This is a genomic window from Krasilnikovia sp. MM14-A1259, assembly GCF_047159535.1.
Classification (GTDB): Bacteria; Actinomycetota; Actinomycetes; order Mycobacteriales; family Micromonosporaceae; genus Actinoplanes.
Window position 1 is genome coordinate 489,657 of sequence record NZ_BAAGAJ010000002.1, and the last position, 17,042, is coordinate 506,698.

Here is a 17,042-nt window from a genome sequence, read left to right on the forward strand (position 1 = left end):
GCCATGGATTTCGGTGTGATGATGCTGGTCACCGACTTCTCCCTGGACGCGGCGTCGGCGGCCAAGGCGGCCGAGGACCGCGGCTTCGAGTCGTTCTTCGTGCCCGAGCACACCCACGTGCCGGTGAGCATGGCCAGCCCGCACCCGGGCGGTGTGGAGTTCCCGCCGGAGGCGATGCAAGGCGTCGACCCGTTCATCACGCTGGCCGTCGCCGCCGCGGCCACCACCCGGCTGCGGCTCGGCACGGGCATCTGCCAGGTGCCGATCCGCGACCCGATCCAGTTGGCCAAGCAGGTGGCCAGCATCGACGTCGTGTCCGGTGGCCGGTTCCTGTTCGGCGTCGGCACCGGCTGGAACCGCGAGGAGATGCTGAACCACGGTGCCGACCCGCGGACCCGTACCGCGCGGCTGGTGGAGCACGTGGCGGTGATGAAACGCATCTGGACGGAACACGAGGCGTCGTTCGCCGGGCGGTTCGTGAAGTTCGATCCGCTGTGGTCGGTGCCCAAACCGGTGCAGCGCCCCCATCCGCCCATCCTGTACGGCGGCAACGGACCCCGCGCCGTCGAACGGGTGCTGGAACTTCAGGCCGAATGGATGCCCTGGCATGCGCTGCTCGGGGACGGCTTCGCCGATGACGTGGCCGAGTTGCGGGACCGGGCCTCGATGGCCGGACGGATGTCGGTGCCGGTCACGGTGTTCGGCGCACCGGCCGATGAGGAGATCCTCGGCGGGTACCGCGAGGCCGGCGTGTCCCGGTGCGTGTTCCCGCTGCCGTCGGCATCCGCCGAGGAGCTCATGCCCATCCTGGACTGGTACGCGGACGTGGCCGAGGAGATGACATGACCGGCCTGTTCCCGCTGTCCGCCCGCTCGCCCGAGTCGCTGGAATCCCACGCGCAACGCCTGGCCCGGTGGTTGGAGAACGAGGGCGCCGCGGTGCCGTTGACGGACGTCGGCTACACGCTCGCCCGGCGCCGGTCCCATCTGCACGAGCGGTTGACCGTGGTCGCCGACGGCCGGGAGCAACTGATCGACCGGCTGCGCCGCGGCGATCACGCCCGCGGCACCGCGGCGTCACCACCGTCCGGTGCGGTGTTCGTGTTCTCGGGCCACGGTTCGCAGTGGACCGGCATGGGCCGGGACCTGATGGCAGCCGAACCGGCGTTCGCCGGTCTGGTCGACGAGCTGGACGACGTGTTCGTCGAGGAGTGCGGCCGGGCGCTGTCCGAGCTGTTGACGGGTACGGACCTGGGTGCGGCCGACATGGCGTTGGTGCAGCCCGCGCTGTTCGCCACCCAGGTGGGGCTGGCGCGGACATGGCGGCACTACGGGATCGCACCGGCGGCGGTCATCGGGCACTCGATCGGCGAGGTCGCCGCAGCGGTCGTGGCGGGCGCGCTGTCACCTGCGGACGGAGTGCGGGTGAGCTGCCGGCGTTCGGCGTTGATCGAACGACGGCTTGCCGGTCACGGCGCCATCGCGCTGGTGGAACTGCCCGCGGCCACGGTGCTGCGCAGGATCGGCCACGACGGTGTCCTGGACCTGGCAGTGCACAGCTCGACCCGGGCCTGCGTGGTTTCCGGCCGCTCGGCGGACGTCGAACGGTTCCTCGCGTGCTGCGAATCCGACGGGATCACGGCGCACTGGGTGCCCGGCGTGCGGTTCGCCGCGCACAGCCGGCAGGTCGACGCGATCGTCGGCGAGCTGACCGCGAGCCTCGCCGGCATCGAGACCCGGGACCCGACGGTGCCGTGCTACGGCACGGCCCTGCCGGACGTCCCGCCGCCGTTCGATGCGCGCTACTGGGCGGACAACCTGCGCAGACCCGTACGGTTCACCCAGGCCGTGCAGGCCGCGGCGGCGGACGGGCACCGGTGTTTCCTCGAGATCTCCCCCCATCCCGTGGTGCTGTCCGCCATGTCGGACACGCTCGCAGACTCCGGGGTGACGGACACCGTCGTGCTCGGTTCGCTCCGGCGTGACCAGCCGGCGCAGGCGGCGCTGCTGTCCAACGTCGGCCACGCCCACTGCCGCGGGATATCGGTCGCGTGGGAGACCGTGCATTCCGGCGGCCGGCTGTCCGAGCTGCCGACGATGTCCTGGAACCGGAAGCGGTACAAGGCGGTGGTCCGGCGCGGCGACGACCGGCATCCGCTGCTCGGAGCGCACGTCGCGCTTCCCGGCCGGCACATCTGGCAGACCACGGTCGATCTCGACGCGTTGCCGTGGCTCGCCGACCACCGGGTGAACGGCCGGCCGGTGCTGCCGGGTTCGGCCATGGTCGAGATCATCCTCTCGGCCGCCCGCGCCGCGTGGGACGTGCCGATCTCGGCGATCCACGTCGCGGATCTGGAGTTCCGGCGCCTCGTGCCGTTGTCGCGGCCGGTGACGCTGACGACCACCTTGTCCCTGTCGGGCGACACCGCGACCGTGGAGATCGCCGGGGCGGCGACCGCGTTCGCCACCGCAACCGTCCGGCGTACGGCTCGCCGGGCCGACGACGACGTGGAACCCGTGACGGAGTGGGACGCCGCCGGGCCGGCCTATCAGCGGCTGCGCTCGGCCGGGCAGGACCACGGCCCCGCGTTCGCCGCGATGACCGGTACGGCCGGCGAGTGGTCCCGGGTGTCCTGGCCCGCTGAACTGCCCCGAGACGGCCGGTTCACGGTGCATCCGGCGATGCTCGACGCGTGCCTGCACGGCATCGCCGCGACCGTGGCCGGGGACACCACCGGGACCGTCGTGCCGGTGGGGATCGGCGGTGTCCGGGCGCGGCGGTCACTCGGCGACGACCTGATCTGCCGGGCGAGCGTCAAGCCTGCCGACGACGGCGACGTGCTCGCGACCGTCGACGTGTACGAGAAGTCCGGGGAGTGGATCGCGGCGCTCGACGGCGTGCGGTTGACGCACCTCGACGACCGCCCGCCCTGGGAAGACCTGTTGTACGCCGTGGAGTGGGTCGATGCGCCGCCGTCCGGCGGCCGGGCCGACCGGGTGATCCGGATACCGGACGGAGTGGACGGCCCGCGGCTCGTGCTCGACTTCGCGACGACGATCCGGGAGACGCTCGCCGCCGGGCCGCCGTACCACCGCACGGTCGTCGTGGTCGACGCGGCGAACCCGGATCACGCCGCGCTGCTCGGCCTGGTGCGTACGCTCCGGCACGAGCACCCGGAGCTGCCGCTGTCGGTGGCGGACGACCCGGACGGGACTGCGGACGTCGCATCGACCACCCAGGACGAGGTCAGCCACCGAGGTGGTGTCCGGCGGGCCGCCCGGTTCCGGCCCGTCGGACCGCCGGCGCGCACGGATTCCGCGCTGGTCCGCCCGGACGGCGCGTACGTCGTGACCGGCGGCACCCGGGGCCTCGGGTTGCGGACCGCGCAGTGGCTCGCCGATCAGGGCGCGGGCTCCATCGTCCTGTGCGGCCGGTCGGGTCCGGATGTCGCTGTCGCCAACGCGCTGGTGCTCACCGGCGACATCACCGACACCGCCGATCGGGCGGTCGCGCTCGCGGAAAGCAGGGGGCACCGCCTGTGCGGCATCGTCCACGCCGCCGGTGTGCTCGACGACGGTCTGCTGGAGGACCTCGACGCCGACCGGATCCAGCGCGTGTGGCATCCGAAGGTCCTCGGCGCCCAGCGGATGCGGGCCGCTGTCGGTGACCGGCCACTCGACTGGTGGGTGACGTACTCGTCGCTGGCGTCGGTGGTCGGCGCTCCCGGACAGGCCGCCCACGCCGCGGCAAACGCGTGGCTCGACGCGTACGGAGCACGGCTGCGTGGCGAAGGTGTCCGGGCGATCACGGTCAACTGGGGTCGTTGGGCGCAGAGCGGCTCCGCGACGGAGAAGCAGGTGGCCGGCGTTGCCGGGATACCGACCAGCACCGGCATGGACGTTCTCGCGGAGATCCTCGCGAGAGACATCGCCCAGGTCAGCGTGGCACACCTCGACAGGGCAGGGCTGGCGGCGGCGTACCCGCACATCGCCAGGTCGGACTACTTCGGCCACTTCCACACCACCGTACGGTTCTCCGTCGGCGCGCTGGCCGACCTCGGTGACCGGGAACGCCGGCGGATCGTCGGTGAACAGGTGCTCCTCCGTGCCGCAGCGGTGCTCGGGTTCGCGCCGGGCGAGCTGCCCGCCGACCGGCCGTTGGTGCACGCCGGGATGGACTCGCTGGCCGCGGTGCAGATCAAGAACGCGATTCAGGAGGACTTCGGGGTGAACGTCCCGGTCGCCCGGCTGCTCGGCGGCCACACCGTTGCAGACCTGGCGGACGACGTGATCAACGAACTCAGGGACACCACCGGTGACCCGGAAACGGCCGCCGCGGACCGTGCCCGCCTGCGGGCCACCCGCATGGCGGAGCACCGCGCCGCACGGAGGCGCTCATGAGCCCGGGCCCGGACGCCGTGGAATCCATCGCGGTCATCGGGATGGCAGGCCGCTTCCCGAAGGCCGGCAACGTCACCGAGTACTGGGCGAACCTCGTGGCGGGCCGGGATTGCCTGGACGACCTCGACGACGCGGAGCTGCGGGCCAACGGCGTTCCCGAACGCCTGCTGCGCAGCCCTGACTACGTGCGCAGGGCGGCCACGCTCGCCGGATTCGCCGATTTCGACGCGGAGTTCTTCGGTTTCGCGCCGGCCACGGCCGCGGCGCTCGATCCGCAGCAGCGACTGTTCCTCGAAAGCTGCTGGCACGCCCTGGAGGACGCGGCGTACACGCCGGGCGGGTTCGACGGCGCGATCGGCGTGTTCGGTGCGGGCTCCTTCACCGGCTACCTGCACTACAACCTGTTGTCCCGGCACGACGGGCGGGAGTTCCTGGGCGCGGGAACGTCCATGGCCGTCGTGGAAACACTGTCGCTGGCGGACAACAACTTCTTCGCCACCCGGGTGGCACACACCCTGAATCTCCACGGCCCCGCGTTCACGGTGCAGACCGCCTGTTCGAGCTCGCTGGTCGCGGTGCACCTGGCGTGTCAGAGCCTGCTGTCCGGCGAATGTGACATGGCGTTGGCCGGGGGAATGGCGGTGAAGGTGCCGCACCGGGTCGGCTACGTGTACGACATCGAGTCCGTGATGTCCGCGGACGGTCACTGCCGGCCCTTCGACGCGGCCGCAAACGGCACGGTCTTCGGCAGCGGCGGCGGCGCGGTCGTGCTCAAACGGCTGTCGGATGCGCTGGGGGACACGGACAACATCCGTGCGGTCATCCGTGGCAGTGCCGTGAACAACGACGGTGCGCTGAAGATGGGGTTCTCGGCGCCGAGTGTGCGGATGCAGTCCGCGGTGGTCTCCGAGGCGCTCGCGGTGGCCGACGTCGAACCCCGGGACATCGGATACGTCGAAGCGCACGGTACGGGTACCGCGCTCGGAGATCCGGTGGAGATGGCAGCGCTCCGGGGTGCCCTGCCGACGGCCGAGAAGTGCCTGGTCGGTTCGGTCAAAGGCAACATCGGCCACCTGGAAGCCGCCTCCGGGATCGCCGGGCTCATCAAGACCGTGCTCGCGCTGGAGAACGGTTGGATTCCCGGTACCGCACATTTCACCGCACCCAATCCGGAACTGGGTCTCGACGACTCGCCGTTCCTCGTCCAGGCGGAGGGAGCGAGCTGGGCGCGACGGCCAAAGGTCGCTGGGGTGACCTCACTGGGCGTGGGCGGCACCAACGCCCACGTGGTCGTCGCGGAAGCACCACAGCCGCCGGAGCGGCCTGCGGACGAACGACCGAGTGTGCTGTTGCTCAGCGCCCGGAACCCGGACGCCCTCGCGGACATGCGCCACGCACTCGCCGCCCACCTGCGGGGCAATCCGGAGGTCCCGTTGGCGGACGTGGCGCACACCCTCGTGGTGGGCAGACAGCAGTTCGACCATCGCTTCGCGGTGTCGGCATCGACGACCGCGGAAGCGTCCGGCCTGCTGGATTCGGGGCAAGGCGCGGTTGATCCGCCATCCGTACCGGGTGGCCCGGACGCGAGGCGCGTCTCCCTCCCGGGCTATCCGTTCCAGCGCACACGTCATTGGCTCGAACCCCGCGCGTCCGCCGTCGTGGAACCCGGCCCACCGGCTTCGGGAGACGTCCGCGAGATGCTCACCCGGCTGTGGCGCGAGACGCTCGGAGTCGACCACGTCGCACCGGACGACAGCTTCTTTCAGCAGGGCGGCGACTCGGTGATGGCCACCAGGTTCGCGTCACGGGCCCGCACACAGGGCATCGACCTGCGCCCGAAGGACCTGTTCGACAATCCGACGTTCACCTCGCTGCTCGCTCATGTGAAACCCCGGTCGACGCCGGGCGCGCAGGCGTCGGACGACCGGGACGTCCCCGTGACACCGACCCAGCTCGTGCATCTGCGGGCCCACGGGCATCGCGGGCTGCCGGTGGTGTTCCGGCTCGCGTCGGACACGGATCGACCGAGCGTACGGCGGGCCGTCGCGGCCGTTGTCGCCCGGCATGACGTGTTGAGCCTGGTGCCGGTCGCATCGCACGGGGTATGGCGCCAGGAAAGGGGCGAGCCGCCGGAGAACCTGCCGACGGTCACGGCCGACGGCTCGACGACCGCCGCGGAGGTGCTGAGTGTCGTCGACACGACGGCGTTCGTGGAGACGGGCGCTGACGTCTTCCTCACCCTGGTCGTGAACCGGGTGGATCAGACCTCGATACGGATCCTGACCGAGGAGCTCACCACGGCGTACCGTCATGTTGTCACCGGCAATGCGGTGACGTTGCCGGAAGCGACGCCGTGGGCGCAATGGGCCTGGCACACGCAGGGCCTGGTGAACGATCGGAGCCTGCTCGCCGAGCTGGACCACTGGACGGCGACCCTCGATGTCGCACCCGACGGGCTGTCCGTGCCGGATCGCCGAGGTCCGTGGCAGGTGTTTCGGCGCGCCGGTGAGGCCGCACCGCTGAAAGCCCTCCGGCGTCGCACGCAGGCCAAGTGGGTGGAGATCCTGCTCGCCGCGATGACCTCGGCCTGGCACCGGATCAGCGGGCGCACCACGATGACCGTGGACGTCCTGGGCGACGTCCGGCGCGCGAGCCCGGCGATGAACCTCGATCGGTCGGTGGGACCGTACTCGGCGATCTACCCGGTGACGGTCACCGCAGCGGAGGATGCGCTCGACGCCGCCCGGCGGTCCTGGCGGACCGTTCCCCGGCACGGCCTGGGCTACGGCGTGCTTCGCCACCTCCACGGCCCGGCCGCCGAGTGTCTCCGTGATCTGCCCGAGCCCAGCGTCCTGGTCACCGCGCAGGCGGCCATGGGTGGGACGGTCAGCGCGTCGAGGCTGCCCCTGTCCCGGATGAATCTCGACCCCGTGCCGGTCGGGCGCCATCCCGTCGAGGTGTGTTACGACATTGCGGGCGGCGCATTCGTGGTCGAATGGTGGCATGATCCGAAGCGGTGCGATGCCGCTGCGCTCGCCGCGTGGGCCGACCAGACCGCAGCCGTGTTCGACACCCTGGCGTGCTCGCCATGATTACAAATGTTGACGGGGACGGGCGCATCGATGATTGTGGATACTCAACGTCCCGGTGCACGGTGACGCCGGGCCACCCATGATCGAGGTACCGATGACCAGGTTTGCGCTCGCCCGCCGGTCGCGGCTTCGCGGATTGCTCGCCGCCGCCACGGCAGTCCTGTTGCCCCTGCTCGGCGCCGGGCTGGCGGTGCCCGGCACCGCCGCCGCGGCCACGCCGGACACCTCCGAACCGGCGTACTACGACGTCACCTCGCCGTCCACCACCGCGGCCGGCCTGGCCGCCGATCTCACCCGGCGCGGCTACGACGTGCTGGAAGGGCCGGCGACCCCCGGCGTACCGATCCTGGCGACCGCCGCGGACGCCCAGCGGCTGCGGCACCGCGGCCTGACGGTGCGCTACGCCGGCCCCCTCTACCAGCCGGTCGCGGAGTCGTTGCGGGCGGCGGCCGGGACGTACTACGGCGGCTACCACACCGCGGCCGGGCACGAGGCCCACAATCAGCAGGTCGCCTCGGCTCACCCCGACCTGGTCGTGCTGCGCAGCATCGGCCAGTCGTGGCTGAAGACCCAGGGCCGGGGCGGCCACGACATCCAGGCCCTGTGCATCACCAGGATCAAGGCCGGCGACTGTGCGATCACCAGCACCGGCACGAAGCCGAAGTTCACGCTCATGGCCCAGATGCACGCCCGCGAGCTGGCGACCGGCGAACTGGCGTACATGTGGATCGACTACCTGGTGAACAACTACGGCACGAATGCCGACGTGACGCGGCTGATGGACACCACCGAGCTGTGGGTCATCCCGATCGCCAACCCGGACGGCGTCGACATCGTGTCGTCGAACTCGAACCGGCCCGTGTCCCAGCGCAAGAACGCCCACGACAATGGATGCTCCGGCACCGGCCGCGGCGTCGATCTCAACCGCAATTCGAGCTACCACTGGGACGTCAACCAGGGCACCAAGTGCAGCGAGACGTATCCGGGCGCGAGCGCGGCCAGTGAGCCGGAGACGCAGGGCATCCAGGACTTCCTGGCCGGCATCTACCGCGACACCAAGCCCAGCGCCGACTTCTCACCGGCGACCACCGACACGACCGGCACGTTCGTCACCCTGCACAGCTACGCCGAGCTCGACATCTATCCGTACGGGTGGACCAACACGCTCGCGCCGAACAACGACGACCTCCGGACCATCGCCACGGCCATGAGCCAGGGCAACCATTACGACGTCGTGCATGGTGACGGCGGCCTGAACTACTTCGCGCCCGGGGCGACCGACGACTGGATCTACGGCACGCGGGGCGTCCCCGGCTACACGATCGAGGTGGGTCCGAACACGTCCGGGTGCAGCGGCTTCTTCCCGCGCTACTCGTGCATGTCCGGCTTCTGGAACCTCAACCTGCCCGCGTTCGTGGCCCTGGCGAACGCGGCAGCACATCCCTACCCGACGGGACACTGACGGCGCACCACCGCGGCTGTGGCCCTCTGCGGAACGGCGAAGGGGCACAGCCGCGGGCGGAAGGTACGCGCCGGTTCAGCCGCGGTCGTCGAGCAGCGCCACGACCGCCGGCAGGGCGGACCAGTCGCTGGAGGCGACGCTGGCGTGCGCGGCGGCCAGGGCGGACACGCGGGCCTGCGCGGCCGATGCGTCCCCGGCCGGTACGGCGGGGGGTACGTTCTGCGCGTCCGTCATGATCAGCAGGTAGTGGTTGGTGTCGTACCAGGCGGTGTCGATGTCGCCGCTGAGGTAGCGGGTGGCGTCGCCGTCGAAGACGACGAACCAGGGCCGCAGGCTCGGGTCGGAGTAGCGGGTGCGTGGGTCACCGGTCTGGGCGTTGTGCACCGACGGGAAGATCTGGGCGCGCGACAGGGTGCCCGAGGCGGCGAGGCTTTTGAGGTACTGGGCGTACTCGACGTCGGTCCACAGGGTGTCGGTGGGGTTGCTCTCCTCGACCGTGCCCGGGATGACCTCGATGATCACCTTGCCGGCGAGCCGCTCCCGGGTCGGCCAGGCGTTGGCGCGGGCGGCGGCGTCCAGCGATGGGTGGTCGCCGAGCAGGTCCGCGGGTGTGAACACGGCAGACCCGAGGTGCGCGGCGATGGCCGCGTCGAGCTGGGCCGGGCCCAGCCCGGTCCGGCTGCTGAATCCCGCCTTGAGTTCGAGTTTCACGATCAGTGGGCCCGTGCCGGGGTGCGCGGCCAGCCAGATCCGGATGTCGTCCAGGCAGTACTCGAGGTTCTTGTTGGTGCTGCCGGTGTACAACTGGGTGGCGTTGGTCGCCGCGACGCAGTTGTTGGCGTTGCCGAGCGGCTTGTTGTGGCTGACCTTCCACTCGCGGGTGACGATGTCGTCCCACACGTCCAGTTCGATCATCCCGGGGTGCTCGTCCAGCGCCTGCGCGAGATAGGAGAACGTGGCCGGATCGTACGTGTTGTGCAGCCCTACGGTGGTCGTCTGCGACACCTGGGCGTCCGGTCCGGCCGCCCAGGCGGCATGGTCCGTACGCATGGTCGTGCCTGTGGTGGCGAGCGTCGCAAGGACGGCGGCCGTGACGAGAATTCGGGATCTGCGCATCGGAGAGCCTCCTGACCGGCCGGTCGTGCCGCCGGCCACGAGGTCATCTAAATCGATGATTATGAACATGGGGTGGCGAAGCCGGGGTCGCCGAATCGGCGTCGGCCCGCCGTCTGTCGCGCTTTCTCCCGCGCAATCCCGCATCGATGCAAATCGTTACGATCCCAAATGTCCTCTATCTCCCCTTGGGCGATCCATATTGGCCGGTTTCGTTGTCTCTGTGCATGCTTGCTGATCGATGTCGGCGCTCCTATGCTGCGCCAGATTCTCGATCAACTGAGTGGGGGACAGCGTGGCAAGAAATCGTTTCCGGCCGTGGATCCGGGGCATCGGCGCCGTCGGGTTCATCGGGCTCGCCGTCGGCGCATCGTCGGCGGCGGCAGCAGCCCCCGCCACGGCGGCGCTCGTCGCCGGACCGGACACGACCATGACGGCCGGGCCCGGCGGCACGATCACGGACGCGATCTCGGTGGGCAACCCGGCCACCGCCGCGGTGCCCAAGTCCTACCTGTTCCTGTCGTGGCAGTACGGCATGAAGCCGGTCAAGACCTTCGAGAACTGCTACTACGCCGCTCGGGACGCCTTCTGCGAGTTCGACACCGAGATCGCACCGGCGAAGCAGTACGCGATCCAGCCGCAGATGCAGTACGAGATCGGCGCAGACACGTTCGCGCCGAGCCACCTGTCCGCCGAGTCCACGTGGTACACCGCCGAGGAGGTGGCGTCCCGCCTCCCGCTGTGGCGCAACCACCACCGCACGCGCGGCGTGGACGGCAAGCTCGCACTGCAGGCCACCTCGGAGGCGGTGGCCACGGCGACCGGCGCGGCCGACGACATCCGCCACACGCACACGAAGGTCGAGATCACGGGCAACAACCCGCTCAACCTGAAGGCGGTCGGCGCGACGGTGCGCGGCGCGGTCGGGGCCACGGTCAAGCTGAAGATCAGCGAGCAGAACATGGGACCCGCGTCGGCCAGCTTCTGGAACGGCGCCATTCCCAGCCTGCGATCCGACACGCTGGTCACCGTGCCACCGGGCACCACGGTCGTCTCCCCGCCCAAGAACTGCGCCCCCATGCACAACGGTGGCCCGGGAAGCTCGGAGCCCGGCGCGGCGCAGTACGTGTGCTTCCTCGACAGGTCGCTGGAGCACGTACTCAAGGCGAACACGAGCCAGGACTGGGAGTTCGACCTCCGGATCGACCGCAAGGGCGAGACGAAGGGCACCGTGAAGACCAACTACTACTGGCAGCTGGGCGGTCAGAACGGCACGGACACCAACGTCGCCGACGACACCGCGGAGATCGTCGTGAACGCGGGCGAGGCCCCGGGCAACGCCGGAACCGCAACGGGCACCACAGGCACCGGTACGGGCACCGGCACCGCTACCGGCACGAGCACGGGCTCGGGTTCCGGCACCGGCACCGGCACCGGCACCGGCACCGGCACCGGCACGGGCGCCGCAACGGCCACGGGTACTGCCACCGGTGCGGGCGCTGCGACCGGCACCGGGACCGGCGGCACGGACACCGGCACCGCGAACGCCGCCGGCAAGGCGGACAACGGCTCCGGCGGCGGCTTGGCGCTGACCGGCGCCAATGTCGTGACCATCGCGGTCGTCGGCGTACTGCTCGTGGCGGCGGGTGTTGTCGCGTACGTGCTGGTGGCGCGGCGGCGCTCCGCCAAGTTCATCGCCTGATCCACCCGGACACCGCACGCGAATTCCAGGATCCCGGCCCCTCTGCACCGCACGGGGGGACCGGGATTCTTCGTGCAACCCGTTCCCACGGCCTGCTCGGGCGTCGCCGAACCGGCGTCAGTAGTCGCCGAACCGGCGTCAGTACTCGTTCTTGATGGTGAAGTAGGAACCGCGAATCGTCCCGGCCAGCTTCGACTTCTGCCTCGCGAACTTGAACCGCGAGGCGAGCTCCTCGGGAACTTCCATCCCGTCGGAAAGCTTGAATCCGACCGCCCGCTTCGTGGGCCCGTCGATCGTGTACATCACGTTGATCGACAGCCCGCTCTCGTAGAAGACGTAGGCCATGCGGATGTCCTCGACCTGGAACGCGGTGGCCTCCAGAGGGCGGGACGCGATGACGATGTCGCGTTCCTCCTTGAGGATCCGGTGCACCCAGTCGATGGTCGTCTGGGCGTTGCTCGCCGGCTCCACAGCGAAGTCGTGGTCGTACTTGTTCTTGAAATAGCGGGCCTCGTTCGCCCGCAGGCCGGCCAGTGCGTCCGCGACCGGCGACGATTCCAGGCCGACGGTCGAAACGGTGGTGAAGTCCACGGTGTATGTCATGACGCACTCCCGAAACACGCCAGGTATGTCCGTTTACGTCGGCCGGAGGCTACCACGGCCCCGACACCCGCGGCGGCGGATCGCCCGGCGGTGGGTGTCGATCGCCCGCTCAGTCGTTCTTGCCGGTGACCAGGAACACCACGTGACGCCCGATGTTGACGGCGTGGTCGGCGTACCGCTCGTAGTAGCGGCCCAGCAGCGCGCCGTCGATGGCGGCCTCCACGCCCAGCGGCCACTCCGGACTGAGCATGACCGCGAACAGCCGCCGGTGCAGGTGATCCATGGCGTCGTCGTCGCGGTCGAGCTGGGCGGCCAGGACCGCGTCACGGTCGGCCAGCGCCGACACGATCTTGCTGGCCAGCCCGTCGGCCACCGTTCCCATCGTGCGGAACAGATCGGCCAGCTCCGGCACCACCGCGGGCGCCGGGTGCCGGCGCAGCGCGGCGCGGGCCACATGTACGGCGAGATCACCCATGCGTTCCAGGTCGGCGGCCACCTGCAGCGCGGTCAGCACCATCCGCAGCTCACCGGCGACCGGCTGCTGGCGGGCGACCAGTTCGTACACCCGGTCCTCGACCACCCGATAGAGCACATCGATCTCGGCATCGCGGACGGTCACCTGCCGCGCCATCGTGTGATCGGCGGCCAGCAGGGCGGCGCTGGCCTGCCGCATCGCCTCCCGTACGGCCTTGGCCATCGTGACCAGGGCGCCGGCGACCCGGGCGAGTTCGTCGTGGAAGTCCTCGCGCATGGCTCTCCTGTCCGCGGCCGCCGCACCCGCCCAGGTAGCCGCGGGCCGGAGGTTGTCTCCCGGCGCCGGCGAGGCCCTGGTCTTCGTCTCCGCGGGCATGCGGGACCGCATCGATTTGTCCGTCTACTGTCGATCCTTCCAGACCCCGGCAGGCCCGCTCCTGCGGGAGAGCAGGTTTCCCGACAGGTGTCGTGATGTCAGGCCCACGGGACCATGAGGCTTCGCTCATTGCCCTATGCTGAGCGCCGCGACGACGACGGCGGTCGTCTACAGCGGATGAGCGGCGTCGTGTCGGGCGCCCACGGCGTTCATGGGGATGGGGACAGGGATGAGGCGACGCGGGGATCTTCGGCGTGCACTGCTGGCCGTGGTCGGCGTTGCGGCGACTGTGGTGGCCGGGCTGGTGGCAGGTCCCGTACCGGCCTCGGCGGCCTCGGCGGGCGACTGCCGCCTGCCGGCGTCACCGGGGATCGGCAATGAGCAGGAAGGCCCCACCGACTACCACCGGTGGCTCGCGCCGCAGGGCGCGCTGCGGGCGGTGTTCCTCTTCGTGGACTTCTCCGACGCCCCGGGCGGCGCGAAGGAGCTCGCCAAGCGGCGCGACATGTTCGCCACCGCACCGGGTGACTGGCTGCGGACCGCGTCGTACGGCCGGGCCACGCTGGTGCCCACGTTCACCACTGCTTGGGCGCGGATGCCGCAGCCGCAGAGCGCCTACGCGGGCTTCAACGCCTCGTTCGCGGCCCACCGCGCCTACATGCAGGACGCGGTGACGGCGAGCGACGGCGCAGTGGACTTCGCCCAGTTCGACCTCGTCTACGTGGTGTCGCCCCGCTCCGCCACGGTGATCGCCAACTCGCCCGCGTTCATCGCCGACCCCGGGTGGGGCCTGTCCGCCGACGGCGTGGAGCTGCGCCACGGCGTGACCCTCGGCGCCGACGTGGACAGCTGGGGATACAAAGTTCTCAACCACGAGACCGGGCACGTGTTCGGCCTGCCGGACCTCTACACGTACGGGGCCGGGTGGCCCGACCTGCACCGGCCGGTCGGCGGCTGGGACCTCATGGGCCTGATCAGCGGCCCGGCGCCGGACCACCTGGCCTGGCACAAGTGGAAGATGGGCTGGCTCGACGATACCCAGATCTCCTGCGCCACCGCCCACGGCGCCCGCAAGGTGACGCTCACCCCGCTGGGCACTGCCACCGGCCTGAAGGCCGCCGTGGTGAAGGTGTCCGCGCAACGCGCCATCGTGGTGGAGAACCGCCAGGCCGACAGCCTCGACGTGGCGTCGCCGTGCCTGCACCCGGGTGTCCTGGTCTACGCGGTGGACGCCAGCGTCGGCGGCGGGAACAACCCGGTCACGGTCCTCGACGCCCAGCCGGGCAGCCCCGTGGACGGCTGCGGTCTCGCCGACGCCGAGCTGGACAACGCCACACTGACCACGGCCGGCCAGCAGGTGACCGATCCCGCCTCCGGTGTGCGGGTCACCCTGACCGGGGCGAACGGCGCCAAGCGGACGGTGCAGACCACCTGGTGAGGTCACGTCCCGGGGGCCGGCGTTGCTTGGGCTGTCTCAGTGCGGGAAGGCGCGGGGAATGCGGGGTGTGATCTCGTTGCGGAACGCTTCGATGCGGCCGGCGACCTGCCGCATGCCGAGGGTGTTCTCGATCCGATCGAGGTAGAGACACCTGGCGGCGAGGGCGGCGAGGTCGACGGTGAAATAGATCGCCATCAGCGGATTGACGAACAGTGTGCTGCCGGTGGTGCGCCGGGTGAATTGAACGTCGCCGAAAGCACCCCGGGTGGCGGCGGCGATCTGGCCGTTGACGATGCTGGGTCGTAGCGCGGTGGCCGCCTGTGCGTGGGCGACGGCGTCGCGGTACATCACGGCTTCTCGGCTGGTGCCGGGGATCGACAGGGCGCCGAGGTAGCCCCCGGCGCGGTCGAGCGCTGCCAGATTCTCCAGTACCTGGCTGTGGTTGACGCCATGGTAGGCGTCGATTCCGAACCCGAGGCTGCACACGAGTTTGACCGGGGTGTCCAGGGCGGCGGCCGCGGCGAGGCTCGTGATGTCCTCGACCGGTGTGCCCAGGTCGGCTTCGTCGCCTCGGAGCAGGATGTCGGTGCCGCCGTCGACCAGCACCAACGCGTCGATGTCGAGGTGCTCGGCCAGGTGCCGGTAGGCGGCGCGGAGCGGCTGCACACCGACCTTCGGCAAGGCGTACACGGTTGACGGCAGACCCTGGGTGGCCAGCCACCGCGCAAGCGTACGTTCGGGGAAATACTCGTCGGGTCCGGCGGTGTCCGGCGTGACCGTCGCGACGTTCTCGGTCAGCCACGCCTCGAGGTCGAGCAGTTCCAACGGGGTGAACGACAGATTGGCCAGGTGCACCGTGACGCCGGACTGCCACAGAGCGATCGCCAGCGGCAGCCCTGCGTACACGTCGAAGCCGCCGCCTGCTCCGGCGATCAGAACGGTTCGCGCCCGGGCCAATGCGGCGAACAGTGGCGGCGAGCTCAAGGAGCCCTCGTGGGGCCCTGCGGATTCGGTGGCCGAGGAGGCGGGGTCCAGCACCCACCCATGATCGCAGCACCCCGTCATGCGGGGCGAGCATGCGGCCTGACGGGCATGATGCCTCGGCCGTCGGCGTCAGGTGCGGGCGTAGTGGGGGACGTACTGCTGGGTGCTGAGAGCTTGGATGGCGTCCATGAGGGTGTCGGTGACCCTGCGGATGTCCGCCGGTTCGGCGATGTGCACTTCGATCGCGGGTCCGAACGTGATGCTGATCGGATGGCGGCGGGGGAGCCGGGCGCCGGGTGGGCGCAGCCGGTCCGTGCCGCGGATGCCGACCGGGATGATCGGTACGGCGGCCCGGTGGGCGAGCCGGACCACGCCGGTGCGGCCGCGGTAGAGCCGTCCGTCGGGTGAGCGGGTGCCCTCGGGGAAGACGGCGACCAGGCCACCGCGGCGCAGCACGGGAATGGCGGCGTCGAACGCGGTGAGGGCGGCGCGGCCCCCGCCGCGTTCGACCGGGATGGCGCCCATGCCGGTGACGACGCGCCGGGTCAGCCGGCCTCGCAGCCCGGGTGCACGGAAGTACTCGGCTTTGGCCCAGAAGGCGACATGACGGGGCGTGAGCACGCCGAGGAACAACTGGTCGGCCACGGACAGGTGGTTGGCCGCCAGTATCGCTCCGCCGGTGCCGGGCAGGTGCTGGAGCCCGGTGACGGTCGGTCGCCAGTGGCGCCGTAGGTACCGGCCGAGAGTGTGCTGGGTCAGCGCGTACATCGGTGGGGTGGCGGTCATGCGGCGGGTCCCAGATGGGCGGCGAGCGCGGCGTCGAGCAACGCATCGGGTTCGGCGGTGCCGGTGGCGAGGGGGAGGCTGCCCCACTGCGACAGTTGTGCGATGCCGTGCAGGTTGGCCCAGAGTGCGCCCGCGACGACCTCGGCGGGCGGGTGGGATTGCGGCCGGGCCTGCGCGACGAGGCCGGTGAGCAGCTGGAACAGCGGCAGGCTCGTGTCGCGGAGCCGCAGATGGTCGCTGGCCAGCAGGTCGTGGCGGAACATCAGCTCGTAGCGGCCGCGGTGGGTGGCGGCGAAATCCAGGTACATGTGGGCGAGCGTGGCGATCCGGGCGCGGGGGGCGCCGGACGTGTCGGCCAGGGCGGCGTTCGCCGCGGCGGTGAGGTCGGCGTATCCCTCGCGGGCGATGGCCGACAGCAGCTCGAGGTGGGTGGGGAAGTAGCGGCGTGGTGCACCGTGCGAGACCCCGGCGCTTCGGGCGATCTCGCGCAAGGACACCGCGGACGGCCCGTCGCGGTCGACCAGTTCGCCGCCGATCCGGATCAGGCGGGCTCGTAGCCCCTCGTCGTCGTGCATAGACACTGTCTACCGCACGGTGGTAGACGGTGTCTAC

General features: G+C 70.7%; 12 protein-coding genes. 6 read left to right on the forward strand and 6 right to left on the reverse strand.

The genetic code is table 11. The annotated features are described in order from the left end of the window. Positions 1-3: 3 nt before the first annotated feature. From ACMCNK_RS02050 to ACMCNK_RS02065, 4 genes are all read left to right on the forward strand, one after another. Positions 4-846 (forward strand): LLM class F420-dependent oxidoreductase, encoded by an 843-nt coding sequence (locus ACMCNK_RS02050; RefSeq protein ID WP_412734658.1) that lies wholly within the window; start codon positions 4-6, stop codon positions 844-846. Then, the gene (locus tag ACMCNK_RS02055; RefSeq protein WP_412734659.1) at positions 843-4,400 is read left to right on the forward strand and encodes an SDR family NAD(P)-dependent oxidoreductase; all 3,558 of its coding nucleotides are present in this window, start codon (positions 843-845) and stop codon (positions 4,398-4,400) included. The genes ACMCNK_RS02050 and ACMCNK_RS02055 overlap by 4 nt, the downstream gene beginning before the upstream one ends. Then, entirely contained in the window at positions 4,397-7,492 is a 3,096-nt protein-coding gene (locus tag ACMCNK_RS02060) for a beta-ketoacyl synthase N-terminal-like domain-containing protein (protein ID WP_412734660.1), read from the forward strand. Before ACMCNK_RS02055 ends, ACMCNK_RS02060 begins: the two co-directional genes overlap by 4 nt. 94 nt (positions 7,493-7,586) lie before the next feature. After that, entirely contained in the window at positions 7,587-8,954 is a 1,368-nt protein-coding gene (locus tag ACMCNK_RS02065; RefSeq protein ID WP_412734661.1) for a M14 family zinc carboxypeptidase, read from the forward strand. A 75-nt stretch (positions 8,955-9,029) separates the two neighbouring features. On the opposite strand, the gene ACMCNK_RS02070 is transcribed toward ACMCNK_RS02065, so the two are convergent. Then, positions 9,030-10,070: a phosphatidylinositol-specific phospholipase C domain-containing protein gene (locus ACMCNK_RS02070; RefSeq protein ID WP_412734662.1), complete on the reverse strand. Its 1,041-nt coding sequence runs from the start codon at positions 10,068-10,070 to the stop codon at positions 9,030-9,032. A gap of 292 nt (positions 10,071-10,362) precedes the next feature. On the opposite strand from ACMCNK_RS02070, the gene ACMCNK_RS02075 reads away from it, so the two are divergent. Further along, entirely contained in the window at positions 10,363-11,769 is a 1,407-nt protein-coding gene (locus ACMCNK_RS02075) for a hypothetical protein (protein WP_412734663.1), read from the forward strand. Between the two features lie 138 nt (positions 11,770-11,907). Here the strand turns inward: ACMCNK_RS02075 and ACMCNK_RS02080 are convergent, their stop codons facing one another. Beyond that, positions 11,908-12,372 (reverse strand): phage tail protein, encoded by a 465-nt coding sequence (locus ACMCNK_RS02080; RefSeq protein ID WP_412734664.1) that lies wholly within the window; start codon positions 12,370-12,372, stop codon positions 11,908-11,910. Between the two features lie 109 nt (positions 12,373-12,481). Beyond that, positions 12,482-13,123: a phosphate signaling complex protein PhoU gene (gene phoU / locus ACMCNK_RS02085; RefSeq protein WP_412734665.1), complete on the reverse strand. Its 642-nt coding sequence runs from the start codon at positions 13,121-13,123 to the stop codon at positions 12,482-12,484. A 328-nt stretch (positions 13,124-13,451) separates the two neighbouring features. Here phoU and ACMCNK_RS02090 point away from each other — a divergent pair, with 328 nt between their 5' ends. After that, positions 13,452-14,660, forward strand: a complete 1,209-nt coding sequence (locus ACMCNK_RS02090) for a M6 family metalloprotease domain-containing protein (RefSeq protein ID WP_412734666.1) — start codon at positions 13,452-13,454, stop codon at positions 14,658-14,660. A 36-nt stretch (positions 14,661-14,696) separates the two neighbouring features. Here the strand turns inward: ACMCNK_RS02090 and ACMCNK_RS02095 are convergent, their stop codons facing one another. The 3 genes from ACMCNK_RS02095 to ACMCNK_RS02105 form a co-directional block, all read right to left on the reverse strand. Continuing rightward, entirely contained in the window at positions 14,697-15,698 is a 1,002-nt protein-coding gene (locus tag ACMCNK_RS02095; protein ID WP_412734667.1) for a DUF1152 domain-containing protein, read from the reverse strand. A 75-nt stretch (positions 15,699-15,773) separates the two neighbouring features. After that, positions 15,774-16,430, reverse strand: coding sequence for a lysophospholipid acyltransferase family protein (locus tag ACMCNK_RS02100; protein ID WP_412734668.1), 657 nt, complete (start codon positions 16,428-16,430; stop codon positions 15,774-15,776). After that, the gene (locus ACMCNK_RS02105; protein ID WP_412734669.1) at positions 16,427-17,005 is read right to left on the reverse strand and encodes a TetR/AcrR family transcriptional regulator; all 579 of its coding nucleotides are present in this window, start codon (positions 17,003-17,005) and stop codon (positions 16,427-16,429) included. The genes ACMCNK_RS02100 and ACMCNK_RS02105 overlap by 4 nt, the downstream gene beginning before the upstream one ends. Positions 17,006-17,042 lie beyond the last annotated feature (37 nt).

What these genes read in the sequence shown, in the direction of transcription:
- ACMCNK_RS02100 (WP_412734668.1), bottom strand. Translation starts at nt 16,430, where the DNA reads ATGACCGCCACCCCACCGATGTACGCGCTGACCCAGCACACTCTCGGC.
- ACMCNK_RS02105 (WP_412734669.1), bottom strand. Translation starts at nt 17,005, where the DNA reads ATGCACGACGACGAGGGGCTACGAGCCCGCCTGATCCGGATCGGCGGC.
- ACMCNK_RS02080 (WP_412734664.1), bottom strand. Translation starts at nt 12,372, where the DNA reads ATGACATACACCGTGGACTTCACCACCGTTTCGACCGTCGGCCTGGAA.
- ACMCNK_RS02070 (WP_412734662.1), bottom strand. Translation starts at nt 10,070, where the DNA reads ATGCGCAGATCCCGAATTCTCGTCACGGCCGCCGTCCTTGCGACGCTC.
- ACMCNK_RS02060 (WP_412734660.1), top strand. Translation starts at nt 4,397, where the DNA reads ATGAGCCCGGGCCCGGACGCCGTGGAATCCATCGCGGTCATCGGGATG.
- ACMCNK_RS02050 (WP_412734658.1), top strand. Translation starts at nt 4, where the DNA reads ATGGATTTCGGTGTGATGATGCTGGTCACCGACTTCTCCCTGGACGCG.
- ACMCNK_RS02090 (WP_412734666.1), top strand. Translation starts at nt 13,452, where the DNA reads ATGAGGCGACGCGGGGATCTTCGGCGTGCACTGCTGGCCGTGGTCGGC.
- ACMCNK_RS02055 (WP_412734659.1), top strand. Translation starts at nt 843, where the DNA reads ATGACCGGCCTGTTCCCGCTGTCCGCCCGCTCGCCCGAGTCGCTGGAA.
- ACMCNK_RS02065 (WP_412734661.1), top strand. Translation starts at nt 7,587, where the DNA reads ATGACCAGGTTTGCGCTCGCCCGCCGGTCGCGGCTTCGCGGATTGCTC.
- phoU (WP_412734665.1), bottom strand. Translation starts at nt 13,123, where the DNA reads ATGCGCGAGGACTTCCACGACGAACTCGCCCGGGTCGCCGGCGCCCTG.